At 54.6% G+C, this 17,054-nt stretch carries 6 protein-coding genes; all 6 read right to left on the bottom strand.

The genetic code is table 11. The features are described from left to right. Positions 1-116: 116 nt before the first annotated feature. A complete protein-coding gene (locus tag AC1AWK_RS02735) occupies positions 117-1,100 on the bottom strand; it encodes a TerC/Alx family metal homeostasis membrane protein (protein WP_476567919.1) in 984 nt (327 codons plus the stop codon). Between the two features lie 134 nt (positions 1,101-1,234). Then, the gene (locus AC1AWK_RS02730; protein ID WP_476567917.1) at positions 1,235-6,325 is read right to left on the bottom strand and encodes a beta-L-arabinofuranosidase domain-containing protein; all 5,091 of its coding nucleotides are present in this window, start codon (positions 6,323-6,325) and stop codon (positions 1,235-1,237) included. 72 nt (positions 6,326-6,397) lie between these two features. Beyond that, a complete protein-coding gene (locus AC1AWK_RS02725) occupies positions 6,398-11,248 on the bottom strand; it encodes a family 43 glycosylhydrolase (protein ID WP_476567915.1) in 4,851 nt (1,616 codons plus the stop codon). Between the two features lie 65 nt (positions 11,249-11,313). Continuing rightward, positions 11,314-14,139 carry an immunoglobulin-like domain-containing protein gene (locus AC1AWK_RS02720; protein WP_476567914.1) on the bottom strand — a complete coding sequence of 942 codons (2,826 nt, stop codon included), beginning with the start codon at positions 14,137-14,139 and terminating at the stop codon, positions 11,314-11,316. A 49-nt stretch (positions 14,140-14,188) separates the two neighbouring features. After that, positions 14,189-14,410 carry a hypothetical protein gene (locus AC1AWK_RS02715; protein WP_476567912.1) on the bottom strand — a complete coding sequence of 74 codons (222 nt, stop codon included), beginning with the start codon at positions 14,408-14,410 and terminating at the stop codon, positions 14,189-14,191. Positions 14,411-14,927: 517 nt separating this feature from the next. Continuing rightward, positions 14,928-17,039 carry an excinuclease ABC subunit UvrB gene (uvrB, locus tag AC1AWK_RS02710; RefSeq protein ID WP_476567910.1) on the bottom strand — a complete coding sequence of 704 codons (2,112 nt, stop codon included), beginning with the start codon at positions 17,037-17,039 and terminating at the stop codon, positions 14,928-14,930. Positions 17,040-17,054: the final 15 nt, after the last annotated feature.

Here is a 17,054-nt window from a genome sequence, read left to right as displayed (position 1 = left end):
ACCACATCAATGTACTAGCAGATTACGCCGTGAAAATCATTCTCCGCGGTGTGTTGTTAGCGCTCACAATTATTTTGAGAAAAGGATTACCGCACATGCCAGTAAGCAGAAAATCTTCACACTTCAGATTGCGCCGTCCGCATCGTCCACAAACTTGCCAGCGACGCAATAGTCAACGAAAGCACTATTACCGTCAATGATAACCATGTGGGAATCTCCGGAACCCACGACACCGGCCGCCCACCATTGATAAACGGCAACGTATTGCCCGCCAGCGCCTCCAACACCAGCTTGACACCAATAAACCCCAGCACCACCGACAAGCCCAACGGCAAATACACCAACCGGTCCAACAACGCACCCAGCAGGAAGTAGAGCTGCTTGAGCCCCAACAAGGCAAACACATTCGTGGCGAACACAATAAACGGATCCTTCGTCAACCCAAAAATCGCCGGAATCGAATCACAGGCAAACAACACATCCGTCGTACCGATCGCCACAAACACCACCAACAGCGGCGTCCAGTACCATACACCGCCACGGCATACACGCAGCCGCGACCCCTCATAGTCACCCGACAGCCGCAACACCCTGCGACACCCGCGAATCGCCGCATTGTCATGGTACTCCTCCCCACCATCATCCAATCCACAAACCAACTTCACGGCAGACACCAACAACACCGCACCAAAAAGAAAGAACACCCACGTAAAACGCTCGATCACAGCAGCCCCCAGCACAATACACACGCCACGCAACACCAAAGCCACGGCGATGCCGACACTGAGCACCAACTTCTGCAATTCCTTGGGCACGGCAAAATTCGCCATAATCAACACGAACACAAAGAGATTATCAATACTCAACGAATACTCGGTCAGCCAACCGGAATAAAACTCCAACGCCGGACTCACACCCGCCACCAACCACATCAACGCTCCGAACACCAGCGCCGCACCCACGAAAAAGGCAATATGCCGCGCGCATTCGCCAGCGCTTGGTATATGTGGGCGACGCCCCGCAACCAATACATCGAACACAAAAAACACAACGAACGCTATAAGAGACGCCGCGATGAACCACACAGGAGTTTCAGACACGGCTATACCCTACCCAGCATCCTAGACGCGATGCCCAGTACCGTGATTATGCATATGCCAATACACGTGCCGACAACGGTGGGGGCCGTAGCAAATGCCACGGCCCCCACCAAATCGCTGCGCAAGCGCAGACACTACAAGCGACAGCGCATGCGGCGCACAGCAACGCCGGCGAACGACGCCGCCAATGCCAAGCAACAAAGCACTGTCACCGACGAACCACTCTTCCGCAACACAGACTCACCCTCTGAAGATGTTGCATCATCCCGCTTCTGCGCAGGAGCAGCAGACGGCTCCTCCACCGACGGATTATCATCGGCACCCTGTCCATTAGTGTCAGGCTTCGAGTCGACCTCATCTCCAGAACTCGATTGCAGGAGCACCGTATACGTACGGTATGTCGTCATATCCTCGGCAGTCACCACAATCGAGACAACGCTCTCAACAATGTCAACCCTTACGGTAGCCCCCGCATCCGACGTCACCGCCACCACTTGGGACTCATCAACGTGGGCGGAATCCGCAACTATTACCGACAGTTCCTTACCCTCATTCGCCGCCTGCAAATCAACCGCGACACCAGCAATAGTCAAGGAACGTAATGAAGCGTCGTGCGACGGTTCAGGCTCGGGAAGTTCTTCATCGGGATTAAATAACTCTGCAGCGCTCACAGCACGATTCCATACTCGGAACTGCGCGATATCGCCGCCGAAATAAGGATCGTTATAGAACGACTTACCCAAATACCCGCTGAACGTATCCGTGCCACGCACATCCGAGGCGTTCACCTGCGTCGACACTCGCTTCATCAAGACCCCGTCCAAGTAATAGGACAACGTCTTGCCGCCTTGAAGCACCGCAGCAGCCGTCACCCACTGCCCTGCCGAAGGATCAACGCCACTCAGCTGCGTCTGGGCTCCAGCAACGGAACTTTCCATACGCGTATTACCGCCACACGAGACGATATAGGACAGGTAATTGCTGTTATTACGCCCTATGTTAAACGGATACACACAACTACCCTGCCCATTCCATCGCATCGTCACGGACAAAGTAAGATCGCTCTGCCCTTCGGCAATCAGGCCACTAGGAATTTGCACGTACGGAGACTGGCTGCCCGCGCCGCCTCCCGGCAAAGACAACACCGTCCCATACGTCTCATCCGCAACCAAGCGCGCGCCATCGTTGACCACACTACCGCTCAGCGTTTCTTGTCCCGTTCCGAGATTGGCAACAGTCGAACCGTCGGACACATCCCCAACTTGGGAGAAATCATACGACAATACCGGATCAGTGCGTTGCGCAGGCTCCTTGCCCTCGCGAATGACCTCAATCGAATAGTTGCGTATCGAAGTATGGTTCTGCGCGTACGAGACTATCTCGATGGTTTGTCCGTCGGCATCCAATGAGATATCACGGGGTTTTGTATCGTCAATCACAATCCCATCAACGGCAATGTATGCTCCGGGATCAGATACCTCGAACATAGCTGTCACCGAAGTCGTCCGTTCCGGCACCGTCAGAGTATACTGGCTGCGCGCCCCATCGAACTGGGGAGAAAGCATGCCACCGTCAAACGACAATGACGCAAGGTTCGCGTTAGAGGAATACTCGGTTGCGGTCAGCGTGCGCACGCCGTACACACCGCCAACCAAACCACCTGTCGACGCAAACTTAATGCGCACGATATCGCTGGCATCCTTCTCAGACAATAGCGTGTCAGGGATTTCATAGTGTTCCCAGTAAAATGCTTTCTCTCCGGCATCATCATTCACCCGCACCGTCGCTAACTTGACCGCAGCGTCAGACAGCACCCCGTCGGCCATGGCGCCCCCATCCAACGGCGTTGGATCAACATACACGTCGAAGGACCGGTTGACATCCGCAGTATTGTATTGCACGCTCACGTAATTATGATCAGCACTGGAATTGACATGCAAATCATAGGAGAACCAACCCCCTGCGCGCGCATCACGATACATCTTGCCTTCGTATTCGGCGCTTTGCGAATCAGCGGAATGCTGCAAGTTCGCCGTGGTCTCTATGTTATTCCCTTGATCAGGGACCACGGAGTCTGTGGTGATGGCAGCGTCCCGATCGGTCCGTTTCTGAGCCACGATCTTATCCTGATATGCGGGTGAATCCACATCCGCTATATCGAAATATACCGCGTACGTTGTCTGATACAACGAATAGTACGGCTCAAGACGAATGTTCGCCGCGGCCCCGTCCACGTTGCGCAAGGCAAAGTACAGCTTGCCCCCATCGTCCGGATCATCCAACCGCACCACATTCTCATCAAGATTCTTCAGCCATGCGGATCCCGAAACTTCGTTGCCTTGCGCATCGGCGGCGGGAACAATGGACGCCATGGCATTGGCCGTTTCATCGTAATGACCAACGCGCACCAAAACACCGCCATACGAGTAATTCGTCTCGGGATCGGTATCAGTCAAAGCACCTGCCAAGACCACCGGACCGTATTGGAAGGCCACCCAGTTCTCGTTGTCCGCACTGGACACAGCCTGCAACTTGGCAGGCAACCGATAGGAGATCTGCGTACCCTCAGATATCGGCACAGTCAACCATCCATGATCATCCACCTGCGTAACGTCCTGCTCCAGCCCATCCACCGTCAACGACACGTGCTGAGCCCACGTAGGAACCTGCAGCTTCAACATAGTGCCGGAATCCACCGGCTTGCCGTCAAGCCCTTCGACACGGAACGTTACCGTATCCTGCTTCGGCACATTGGCAGATTGCACAATGCGCGCGTGATGACGAACATCAGTAAACGTCGACAAACGGAACATCGCAACGTACACGTCATGCTCATCGGTGAAATAGAAGGAATCGTTTAATTTGGAGAAGTTCTCGATACCGGTACCCTGGCAGCACCAGAATTCCCCGTATTCGGTACCGAACACCTTCGGATATCCCGCCATCATAGGCTGGAAATACGTCGTCATGCCGGTTTGCGGGTTCTGCGACGCCACAATGCTGTTGATGAATGTATGCTCGTAATACTGCGCATACTTCGAATCTTTCGTCACCATCAGCAGCAAGCGTGTTAACTTGAGCATATTATGCGCATTGCAAGTTTCCGCCGTTGAATTATTGTTATACCCGCCGTTCGACGTGCCGTTTTGCGTAGCATCCTGCCATAAGGAATCTGCCGCATGGAAGTGCTCCGATTGCGAGTTGTCCCCAATGACATAGGTATGATGATCAACCGTCATCTGCCAAAAATTCTCCGCAGCCTTCAAATACAGATCGCTTAACTCGGTGCGTTCCTGTTCGCTCAACGCCTCATATGCTTCAGGATTCTCCGTCAACGCGATATATCGCTGCACGGCTCCGGTCAACTTCGGAATGGTGGTATTGGCGTGCTTGCCATTCAGCACATCTTTATTCGCGGCCAAATCGGCGAACAAACTGGTTTCATCAAAGTAATGTGCTGCCTGAAGATGCTTGGCATCTGCCGTGATTTCATAGAGCTGATACAGCGCATCATTCATACCACCGTATTCCGTAGACAACATATTGACGTCAGGATGGGCCTGTCTCCAATTCACGATGAAGTCAGCGAAATCCGAGGCCGCAGCCAAAGCCGCCTCGCGAACATCGTCATCCTGCGCATAATCGTAAGCATGGATGAGTCCCTGCTCTACCTTATGCAAATCGTAAAACGGCACTAGCAACCCGTCGGCACCGCTAGGCAAGGCATTGACTTTAAACGCAGGCAAGAACCCAGCGTTCGTCGGATCCAAAACAGCATATGCCTGCTGGGCCTGACGCAGTCCCATCACAAGTTCGCGCTGCTTGTCACGCAGCTGGCTACGCTGCTCATCGGTGGCAAAGGTCGCGCGCGCCGCCTCGCTCACTGCGGATAAATAATGGCCCACAAAATGCCCGGTGAAACGAGTGCCCTCACCATAGCCAGCTTCCCAGCCGCCGTAATTGGTTTTCCCTTTGGTGTCCAGATTGGCCTGCTTACGGAATTCCACCAGCAATCGGTTGGTATCAAAACTTAGCAGATATTCAATTTCCTTCTGCGCGGCATTCCTCAAATACTCATCACTAACCTGGACCGCGTCCATACCGGTTTCAGAAAGCAGCGCTTCGGAGTATTCGTCCGTCTCACTCATGGCCGGAACCGTGACCACAAACGTACGGGAAACCGCCGCACTGCCATATTCGGCAACCGCAGTAAGCGTCACCTTCGCATCGGACTGCCCTACGCCCGGTCGTACCACCGTACCGGTATTGCTGACAATCTCAGGATTATCAGAAGACCATCGTATGGTGGATCCATTATCCGCTTGCGTCACCAAACGAATATTGGTGATAGCACTGTCGGCTACATTAATCGCGTCAAGCGCAGATTGCGCAAGCGTCCGCGCATCAAAAGAAGGATCGCCCACCAACATTTCACGCTCCACATCAACCGTGGTTGCGACGGATGACCAGACTTTCACCTCGTCCAGTGACCCGGATAGCCATCCTCCACTATTATGAGCACCGTTCAACCCAATATATTTGACGCTATCATCTGCCACGATGGTGCCCTGCGACGAGACATTGCCCACGCTCGACGACTGCTTGACGCCGTTGATGTAGAATGCCGCCTGACGCGTAGCCGAGTCGAACGTCACCATCACGTGAGTCCATACGTTTGCGGGAAACACAGAAGCCCGGTCACCACTCATATTAAATTCGACAGGCTGACCGCCGCCACTGCCGCCAGAACCAATGCCTACCGACAACACCAACGGCTTGTCATCTGCATTCGAGCTTAGATACCATCCGTCATTGTTGTACAACGCCTTGTTCCACATGAAAATCTGTTCGCTAGTCATGGTGCCCTTGGGTTTCCACCAGAACGACAGCGATACATCCTGCGGCTGCAGCATGCGTGAAGCGCCCAACGACATTGCTCCCTGGTCTAGCTGTAAGGCCTTGCCTGACACCCCATCCTCGTATGACTCATTTCCACGTACCATCGCGACCGCATTGTTCACGATGCTCGCATCCTTGAGATTGCCGTCCAACGCCATGTTCAGCACATTGCTCTGGGTCGATGTGCCCTCCTGCAGATCCGACGAGGGCTGCACCGCCAACGCCGACGATACTGTTCCAGCGGCACACAGCATAGCTATCGCCGCCAACGCCCCCACTTCATGTCGTATACACGCAGACAACGTCGTCTTCTTAGCATGTTTCATATCACTTCTTCTTTCATCTTGACCTTATACAAATAGAGACGAGGCGGCCGCACACGACCGCCCCTTTACCTCTTAACCGCGCCGAACCTTGCGCGCCGCACAGCACAACAACCCGGCCGCGATAGACGCAATCACTACGACCACCACGGCGTGCACCGACGATCCCGTACGGGAGTCCTCCAAGCTTCCATGACCAGAGGACGTTTCATGGGATTTGTCATCGTTGCCCGGCGAATTGTGTCCCGGCGTATTATCGCCTGGCACATCGTCCCCCTCACCATCAGGATTGGGATTGGGATTGGGATTCGGATTGCCATCATCGGCACCAGCAGACAGCGCTTGACGAGCGTCATGCAACGCTTGCGTCGCTGAATCCACCACGCTTTGCGCAGCACCATGGCTCATCATCGTTTGCAGCACATCATCCGCTTGCGAGCGCGCTTGTACAAACGTCTTCCACAGCTGCCCATCAGCGTCATCACGAACAATGCCCTGAGACTCCTGCAGTTCGGCGTTCAGCGCCGAGACATCAGCCAGCTTCACCGCGCCGGCGCCTTCGTCCGTCGGCGACAAGGTGCGCATAATACCTTGTTCGTCAAACGTGATTTCCTCGATGGCGGTTTCACGATGGTAGCCAAGCCCATCGGTGAACACACCCAACGGAGTGTAATGACGGTGATAGGCCATGAACCACCGCTCCTGGCCATTGGCGTCAACCACCGATACCACGGATTGGTGGGCGGTTCCCTGAATGCCCTTGTCGCTATCCTTTTGCAGCAACGTTCCATGCTGTTCGGTCGGACCGACGGTGCCGTCATCTGCAATAAGCGACGTGGAGGTGCCGTAGTTCACATGGTAATTCGGCGACCCGGCGTCATCACACGACCAGGTCCAGTGGTAAATACCATCTCTCTTGGCCACCACCACAGACTCACGGAAATCGTTCAGGCCGGAGATTCTGCGTGCGCTACCAGGCACCACACTCATCATGTCGTCGCCCAATTGCACCATCGCCGCAGAACCGTTGCCATAAAGCAGGTAAGAAGTACCATCGTCATCCGTGAACACTGATGGATCGATGGCCTGACCTACCGTAACTCCTTCCATATTATTGGTAACCAACGGCTGGTCGGCCACGCGGAAAGGCCCCGCCGGGGAGTCCGCAACCGCCACACCGATGGCCGACGTGCCGTTCGGAAGTTTGGCGCAATAATAGAAGTAGTATTTACCATTCTTCTTCTCAATCGTAGGAGCCCACGCGCTTCCCACGGACCATGGTGAAATGGCCGTATCCTCGTCACCGTCCGTAGTGGGCTGATGGTCACGATTAACATCAAGAATCACGCCCTCGTCAGTCCAGTTCTGCAAATCTGTCGAGGAGAAAGCATGGAAGTAATTGCCACTCCAACCAGAGAAACCGTCCGTAGTGGGATATATCCAGAACTTGCCGTCGAAGTAATCGATATCCGGATCGGCATACTGGCCAGGCAGCACCGGATTGTTCGACACGGTCGAGGCTTTGAGCGTCCATTCCTCGCTCGCGCGATGCAATTGGTCAGGATATGACACCGTCAATGTATGATCCTTCGACATATCAACGATATCGCCGTTATGGAAGGCCTTGCCATCCAACAGCACTTCGGTATCCGCATAGGTGAGCGACAACGTCACCGCAAGCGCGTGTACATCCGCGCGGCGGTTAACCACCGATGTCACCACGTGTTTGTCGGCGTCAATGTTCGTACGTACTGACGTATGCGTATCCGTGCCGCGCAAATCGGCGGCTTCCTCAGCAGTAGGTACCGAACCAACAGTGGCGCCCGCCAATGCGGGAGCATCGTTCATTCGGGCAATCTCCATGGCATTGAGCGTGCGATTCCACACAGTGACATTGTCAAAGGCACCCCGGAAGTACGGATCGTCGTAGAAGGACTTACCTAAATACGCCATCAGACGCTTGCCCAACGACGTCACCGGCAACCCTGTGTTGGCATTTTGCGCCACCTGAACACCATCGAAGTAGCTGGTCATTACCACCCCATCGAAGGTAACGGTGATATTGTGCCATCCTTGTGCATCGACCGAGGCATCCGCAACGGCCTCCTGCTGATATGACCCAACGGTGATGTGGTTACCCAATTCGCCGGTGTTACGATACCGCATGAAATAGTATTTCTGCGTATCTTTGCCGAACGTAAATGTGAACATATTTCCCGATAGATCGGTGCGTACATCCATGGACACCGTCAACGAGTTACGACCGTCAAACATGCCCTGCGGGAACTGCGCATAGCTTCCCGAGGATCCGTCCAACACCAACGCACTGCTGCCACTATCATCATCCCGTTCAATACTTGCAGACCCATACAACGTCAGATCCCTACCGTTACCAGTGACATCGGATGCGGAACCATCGTCAAAGGTATATTGCGCAATCGGACCAGAGCCATCCTCGTCGGCGGGCACCTCAACGGCGTCACCATCCGCGTCGCCATATGCCGCCAGCACGGCGGTTTGCTCATCATCACTCAAACGCATTACCGTTCCATGACGGAAACGGCTTGAGAATGTAGCACCGGCACTGTGGAAAGCACCGTCATTTGCAATATCCGCAAGAGCACCAATGCTCCAACCAGCATATCCGCCATTATCACCCATGACCATCCACGAGCCATCCGGCATTTGATATACCGTCAGGCCTTCGATATGCGTGCTCAACCCGCTCTGCGTCGTGGTGCGCACCGTATCACCGGTCACTATGGACTTGCCATCGGTAACATCCGAATCACGCTCTATCAGACGATGCCACTGTCCCTCAAGGCTATCGGCAACATCAACAACCGTCCACCAATCCGACGTGGAGAATCGATAGTAGCGTCCATCCTCGCCCTGCACAATGGTCGTATCAATAATATTGTGCATTGAAGCCGAACTTTGATCAATCCATACCGTAGGCTCCGTGAATGACGTGAAATCAGTGGTATGCGCCTTATACACCTTAAGCGCCGTATTGCTCGTCGTCGGGTTCGTTCCTCCAGTGGACAGGTCACGGCTCGACCAATACACCAGATAATCATTGGTCTGTTCATCCCATATTGCTTCCGGCGCCCAAGCATTGCCAACCTTCCCGGCAAGCCCAGTCTGCACCAGCTGTGGAGTGGTCCAGTTTACCAAGTCCTTCGACTTAGACACCACCAATGCGGTGCTGGCCGAAATCTGATCCCAGCTGCCGCCGGAGGCCGTACCCTCAGCATGCAGGTCGGTACCCAGCATGACATACCGGTAGCCCGATGCATCAGCCTGCTGCAAACGCAGAATATGCGGATCACGAATACCCTTTGTGCCGCTTGGCGAACTCATGATGCTCTCGCCGTTATTCAATGCACTCCAAGAACGACCATCCTTGCTGTAGCCATAATTGACCTTCTCATAATCACTTGCTTGGAAGTACAGCCACAAATATCCGGGGCCTTGCGACTGCTCCACCGACTGCTTGTCCTGCAAACGCGCCAAAGTATACGCGGCGGCGGCTTCATCATCCAACGCCTTGTCGTCCAGCACGATGGCATCATACAAACCGTTGAGCACGAAACTGGTGTTGTAGCCATGACCAATGTACGCCGACACGTTATCCAGAGCACCAAACGTAAAGCCTAGGTTGACGGATGACACCACCTGCTTGCCGTTGACGAACAATGACACCGTCGCGCTATCTGCGGATTCACGATACACCAATGACAACGCAACCCATTGACCACGTTCAGGAACCTCATCAAAATCGACTGTATGCTCGCTGTAACCGCCATCAGTATTACCCCAGCCAAGTTTGCCTGCACCAAGCAGCACATTCACCGCATGCTGAGCGTTGCCTATGGTAAAAGCGGCTTTCTTGTTCCAGTTATCCACAACCGTGTCCGGATCGGTAACCTTGACATCGGCACTCAGCGTCCACTCCTTCGACTGAAACACTGACGTATCGACAAACGTTCCCACGGCAGAGGTAACCGGACCACTCGTGGAACTATTCGCGATCCAACCGCCGTCGATGGTCAGCACATTGCCATAATTAGCGTCATGCACAATGGTTGAATGCTCATCGGCTCCGGCTACACCGCCGGCCTCCTCCAAATAAGGGCGACCAGCAGCCTCATCAGACACTTCCTGACTATCGGCCTTTGCAATGCCGGCAATCGCACTCTCATCCAAGGCAGTTCCATAAACCCGGAAATTGCTTATGGAGCCCGTGAATTTAGCATCCTCGGCGTATGCGGAGGCACCAATGACATTATGCGTCTGATCAAGCAAATCCGACAAATTTGCCGTGGACTGCGCATTACGCGCAACTTCCTGCCCATCTACATACAACACCAACGTCGATGTGTCATCGGCATCGTTGGGTGCAATGCTTACGGCAATAGATTGCCATCGATCAGCCGTAAAAGCCTTATCTGCATGCGCCTTGTTTTCGCCCTGCCAATTGGTTGCGGTAATCGAAGCCTCATGATTGTTCATCGACACGAACCATTGACCGGTGCCCCCATTCTGACTGGTACCGGTGCCGCCGATGTTAAACAAAAAGTTATTATGCGACAGTGCCGCAGCATCAGGCTTGGCTTCCACCGTTACCGTTGCCGCAGCACGTCCTTTGACCAAATCGTCAGGCAATTGCACGTAATTGTCGCCCGAAAACGACATCGTACCTTTCTCCCACGCGGTGGCACCAACCACCGTGCCGTCATTACCATTGCCACTACGATCATGCAACAGCTGGCCGGCGGTCTCGGAAAAGTCATACGCCGCAATGAGCTGATCGTCCGCAACGCGCGAACTTGAACCATTAGCAGCGTATACCGGTGCAATCATCCCCGTCGTCGCAAGAGCCATGGCAGCGACGGCAGACACCAATTTCCATCGATGTTTCATTGATTATTCCTTTCATATGCTGGCGGTCCGCGATGAACCGCCAGCGCACAAACATTGCGTTACAATCAGCGACGATGTCGAATCACACGCGAGAGAACAAAACCCATAGCAACCGCCATACATGCCGCCGCAGCAAGCACCATTGCCGAGACTTGCGCCCCGCTGGTAGCCAATCCGGTTTCATTGCCTTCGCTCTGCTGTCCTTGTTTGTCAGTGTTGTCACCGGCATTTTCGGTACCGCCTGGCTCATCGCTGCCGGAACTAGTCGAACCGGTGACCGTCACTGGTATCGTGACCGCCCCCGAACCATCGGCAAAGGCGACGCTTATCGAGGCTTCTCCAACACCCTTGGCATAGACGGTAACAGTGTGCGACACCGTGCTATATCCAGCAATCACCGACACGATATTCATGTCAGACGATGACCACCGAAGCTCATTCATCACATCGCTATCGCCCACGGCAGTCACCTCAACACTCTGCCCCTGGGACAATTGCAGCTCACTTACCGCACGACCGTTGCTATCGACCACGCCAAGCGCTCCGTGAGACGGCTGCGGCGCTTGCTGATCCGGCTCGGCATCGTTGCCGTATGCCGCTACGATAGCTTCGTATTCGGCATGCGTTATCGGCAGGATGGTGCCATGACGCTTCTTCAACGCACCAAAGTTGACATTGTCTGCCTGCACCCAATCAGCGGTATCAACGCTTCCCAAATCAGCAGATCGGAACGGTAAATACCCGGCACCCACCGAATATTGATCCCACATCAAACCGTAAGGCATAGGCTTTCCGTCGGCCGTTTGCTGAATGTCATCCATGTTATAGCGGAACAACTCCGGACCTTCCAGCAAAGCACCAGTCCAGTTAGAGTTGCCGACCAGATCCCCGAAATAACCGACGAAGGTCCACTCATCATCAGACCCATCGACGATGTACCCTTGCCCATCGGCGACTTCAGTAACCGCCAACGGATTCTTCGTACGTTCGATGCCAAGATAGGTATCTCCGGAAACACGGTAGTACCAACCATCTTCAGCACGAATCATCGTTGTGTCGATAACTGACTGCGGCCGATCAATCCACTTAACCGGCGTAGAGAACGTCACGAAGTCGCGGGTCAATGAATAGTACACATTCGTTGGATCGGCCGCCTGGGGATTGTGGTCATCCTGCGACGACGTCGTGGCCCAATACACCATGTACTGATCCAGTTCAGGAATCCAATACGCTTCCGGCGCCCACGCCATATGAGCGCCAGGAATCTTCGACGCCACATCCACCAATCGAGGCTCACCCCAATGAATCAGATCGGTAGATTCCCACACGACCAAATTCATGCTGCCGTCACCATTAACCGATGGATTGCCGTTACCCCATCCACCACGGTGGTAAATACTCAAATCAGTGGCGATAAGATAAAAACGATCACCTTCTGGAGAGCGCACCAAGTAAGGATCGCGGACACCATCTTCGCCAACAGTAGAACTCAATACCGGATTACCGTTGCTATGCAAGTCAGTCCACGACAGACCATCTTGGCTTGTTGCAAAATACATCTGTTCGTCAGTCGCACTGCCTTCCGTGCCGGTGAAATGCGCGAACAGATAATCCGTCGTTTCCTCCGCCTGAACGGCTTGACGTACCGTTAGCACAATACGACGTACCGCTGAACCCGCAGTGGCGGTCATCACCACAGTCACATCACGGTTTTGAGGACGGTTGACCACACCGGCAGCCTTCCCATCAATTTGCGAGTCGGAGACAATCTTCGGATCAGAGGAAACCCAATGAATCTCTGTACCAAACACCGAGCCTTGCATTGGCAGCGTCACATCGCCACGCACATCATCGGCATGGGCAATGACGATGGCGTCAAGATCAGCCTGCGCTTTCTTCGCCTCGCTTTCCATGTGCGGCACAGTTACCGTATACGAGAACTGCTGTCCATCAATCGTTGCGCTCAGCACGACCTTGACGTCGGATTGCCCGACGGCCGGACGGGTAACCGTCGCCTTACCGATACTCGCGTCAACAACGATCGCCGCGTTGTTGGACGACCACGCAACATCAAGACCATCAGCCCGCACCGGAAGCGTAAAATCCTCTCGAACGGTCTGCGGAACCGACGTGGAGACAGCATCATAGGCGGCCACAGCAGACGCGTCATAAATGCGCACATTGTCGATGGCACCCGTAAAGTATTCTCCATTCACCCAGTTGGCCTTACCGAATTGCAAAATACCCTGCGTGCCAAGAATATCCGTCAGCGCAACACCACTGGTGTTCACAGACTCATCCCGCTGCACACCATCCAGATACAATGTCGTGCGCTCGTCCGTGACAACGATATCCACATGCTTCCACTGGGAAGAGGAAGATGCCGATACATTTGCCGATGTATCGCGCATCCCACTGTTACGATACCGCTCCACGGTAATCGTCGACGTTTGGTCCATCACGCCAAGATAGCGTTCCTGCATATAGGTTTGTGCCGTATCATCAGCTGCCGCATACACTGACCATCCCTGCGTATTCTGATTGGCTTTGCTGTCATAGGAAATAACCACGGCATGAGTTCCGGCCAACAACGCTGAACCGTCGCCCCGATGCACATCCAGCCAAAAACCAGAACCAAGTTCGGCGGCCGTGGTCCCATCAACGCCTTCGACAATCGCAGCTTGACCCTCAATCGTAGCTTTGGCGTCACCGACCGAAGAATCCAGCTGTCCTGTTTGCCCATCGGCCACATCATCGAAATCAAACGCCGCCAACAGATTCCGCTCATCGGTATAGTCCTCAATACCGATGCCGGATAACTTCTGTGTGTCGGATATTTGCTTCTGATACGCTTCGGGCAAGCCGGTAACGACTGCGCTTTGCGTTGCCATCGCAGGTCCCACCATACCCATACAGGAAATTACCGCCGCCACAGCGACGCTACTTCTCCATTGCCTTGCGTTCACCATCATTCCTCTTCCACAATGCACGAGGAGCGCGGTCCACCACATTGGCGATCAGACCTTGCGCTCCGTCCATAACGAACGCGCAAGCCGCAGTCGACAATACCGACTGACACCACAACCGCATATGATGCAAAACGCGACGCAACACCGCAACGCGAATGTTGCTTACAATGGAAAAGACATCTCTCAATGTCATAGCGCGTCCTGTATCCGCTCTTGCGGCAATGCAGGCATCGAGTCTTCGCGGCTCGCGCATCAGCCGGAAACTGCTGCAACAGTTTCCGGCTTTTTCTTATGCGTTGGCGATAATCCGAGCCTGCATCCGCCGGGATTTACATATCACTTGCATATCCGCAACTGCCCTCCGTGCTCTTCCGGATCGCCAACCGGCGCCACGCCAAAAATCTTGGCATTACCCACGATTGCCATCCACGCCAATCACATGCCATACCGCGGCACTACCACGGTGTCGGACAACAGTTGACTCATCACACTGACATCCGACGTCCTCATTGTAGGCTTTCCAACAACCGCACAATATTAGACAAACCGCCGACACTCTCCTATCGGCATGCACTCAAACAGGTGAAAAAGCTTACAATTACGCCTTTAACTCACCTTCGAGCATCCCAAACCACGCTGCATAACAATTCAATAACGATAAGACAACATATCGCCCTCATGCTTCCCTGAAAGCAGCAGAGTCAGCGCCCTCACCGCTGCGCCTGTGTCATACCGCGCAGCTCCTTCTTCAAATCACGGATCTCATCGCGCAACCTCGCCGCCAGCTCGAACTGCAACTGCTCGGCAGCGGTATGCATCTGCTCCGACAGCTGGCGAATCAAATCGGCCAGATCCTGCGCCGGCATACCCGACTTGAGCACATCATCATGACTGCGCGCCACGGCCTCGCCCCTAGCGGATGGCACACCGAGATGCGTGTTGCCTGCCTTACCGGCGTTACGGTAGCCGCCCTCCAGCAGTGTCTGCGTGTCCACATCCTCCTTGGCCAGCATGTCATTGACATCGCTGATCTTCTTGCGCAAAGGCTTCGGATCAATGCCATGCTCCGCGTTATAGGCAATCTGCAAGTCGCGGCGCCGATTCGTCTCGTCGATGGCCTTGCCCATCGCCTCCGTCACCTCATCGGCGTACATGATCACCGTGCCGTCGACATTACGGGCAGCGCGGCCAATCGTCTGAATCAGCGAACGATATGACCTCAGGAAACCTTCCTTATCCGCATCCAAAATCGCCACCAGCGACACTTCCGGCAAATCCAACCCCTCTCGCAGCAGGTTGATGCCCACAATGACATCGATCACCCCCTCGCGCAGTTCGCGCAGCAACTCCACGCGCCGCAGCGTATCGACATCCGAGTGCAAATATTCGACCTTAATCTCGCGCTCCACCAAATAATCGGTCAAATCCTCCGCCATCTTCTTGGTCAGCGTCGTCACCAACGTGCGCTCCCCCTTGGCCACGCGCGCCTTGATTTCACCCAGCAGATCATCGATCTGTCCCTCGATGGGACGCACATCGATCTTCGGATCGACCAGTCCCGTAGGCCGAATGATCTGCTCGACCACACCATCGCTCAAACCCAACTCATAATCGCCGGGCGTCGCCGACAGATACACCGTCTGCCCTACCCGTTCCAGAAACTCCGGCCATTTGAGCGGACGGTTGTCCATGGCGCTGGGCAACCGGAATCCATGCTCGACCAACGTGCGCTTGCGCGAGGCATCCCCCTCGTACATGGCGCCGATCTGCGGCACGGTCACATGCGATTCATCGATGACCAACAGCATGTCGTCCGGGAAAAAGTCCAGCAGCGTATGTGGCGCCGTCCCCGCCTCACGTCCGTCGAAATGTCGCGAATAATTCTCCACGCCGGCACATACGCCGACCTGGGCCAGCATTTCCAGATCATACGTGGTGCGCATGGTCAGCCGCTGCGCCTCCAGCTCCTTGTTCTGCTTGCGCAACTGCGCCACACGCTCGTCCAGCTCCTGACGAATCGTGCCCAACGCGCGCTCCATCCGCTCCGGACCCGCCACATAATGCGAGGCGGGAAACAGATGAATCTGCTCGACGTGGTCGATCACATCGCCGGTCAACGGATGCAATGTGGAGATACGATCGATCTCATCGCCGAAGAACTCGATGCGCACCGCCAATTCCTCATATACGGGAATGATTTCCACCGTGTCGCCACGCACTCTGAACGTGCCACGCGTAAAGGCCAGGTCATTGCGGGTGTACTGCATCGACACGAACTGCCTCAGCAGCCGATCGCGCTCAATCTGCTGGCCTTCCCTCAACAGCACCATGCGTCCCGCGTATTCCTCGGGCGTACCCAATCCATAGATGCAGGACACCGTCGCCACCACCACACAGTCCCGACGGGTCAACAAATTCACCGTAGCGGCATGACGCAACCGTTCCACATCATCATTGATATTGGAATCTTTTTCGATATACGTATCGGTTTGCGGAATATACGCCTCAGGCTGGTAATAGTCATAGTAGCTGACGAAATAGCTCACCGCATTGTCCGGCATCAGCTCACGGAACTCCGCACACAACTGCGCGGCCAAGGTTTTGTTCGGTTCGATAATGAGCGTGGGCCGTTGCAGTCGTTCGATAAGCCATGCGGTGGTGGCGGTTTTGCCCGTACCGGTGGCACCCATCAGCACGACGTCGTTTTCGCCATTTTCGATACGATTGGCCAACTCTTCGATGGCGCGGGGCTGGTCTCCCGACGGCCGGTACGGCGATTTGACCACAAACGGCTTATCGACGCGTTCAATCGAAAATCCCACGGCTGCGCCTCCTCC

The organism is Bifidobacterium sp. LH_491 (assembly GCF_056356495.1).
Note: the sequence above shows the minus strand (reverse complement) of the source record. Positions and strands in the feature narration are given on the sequence as shown.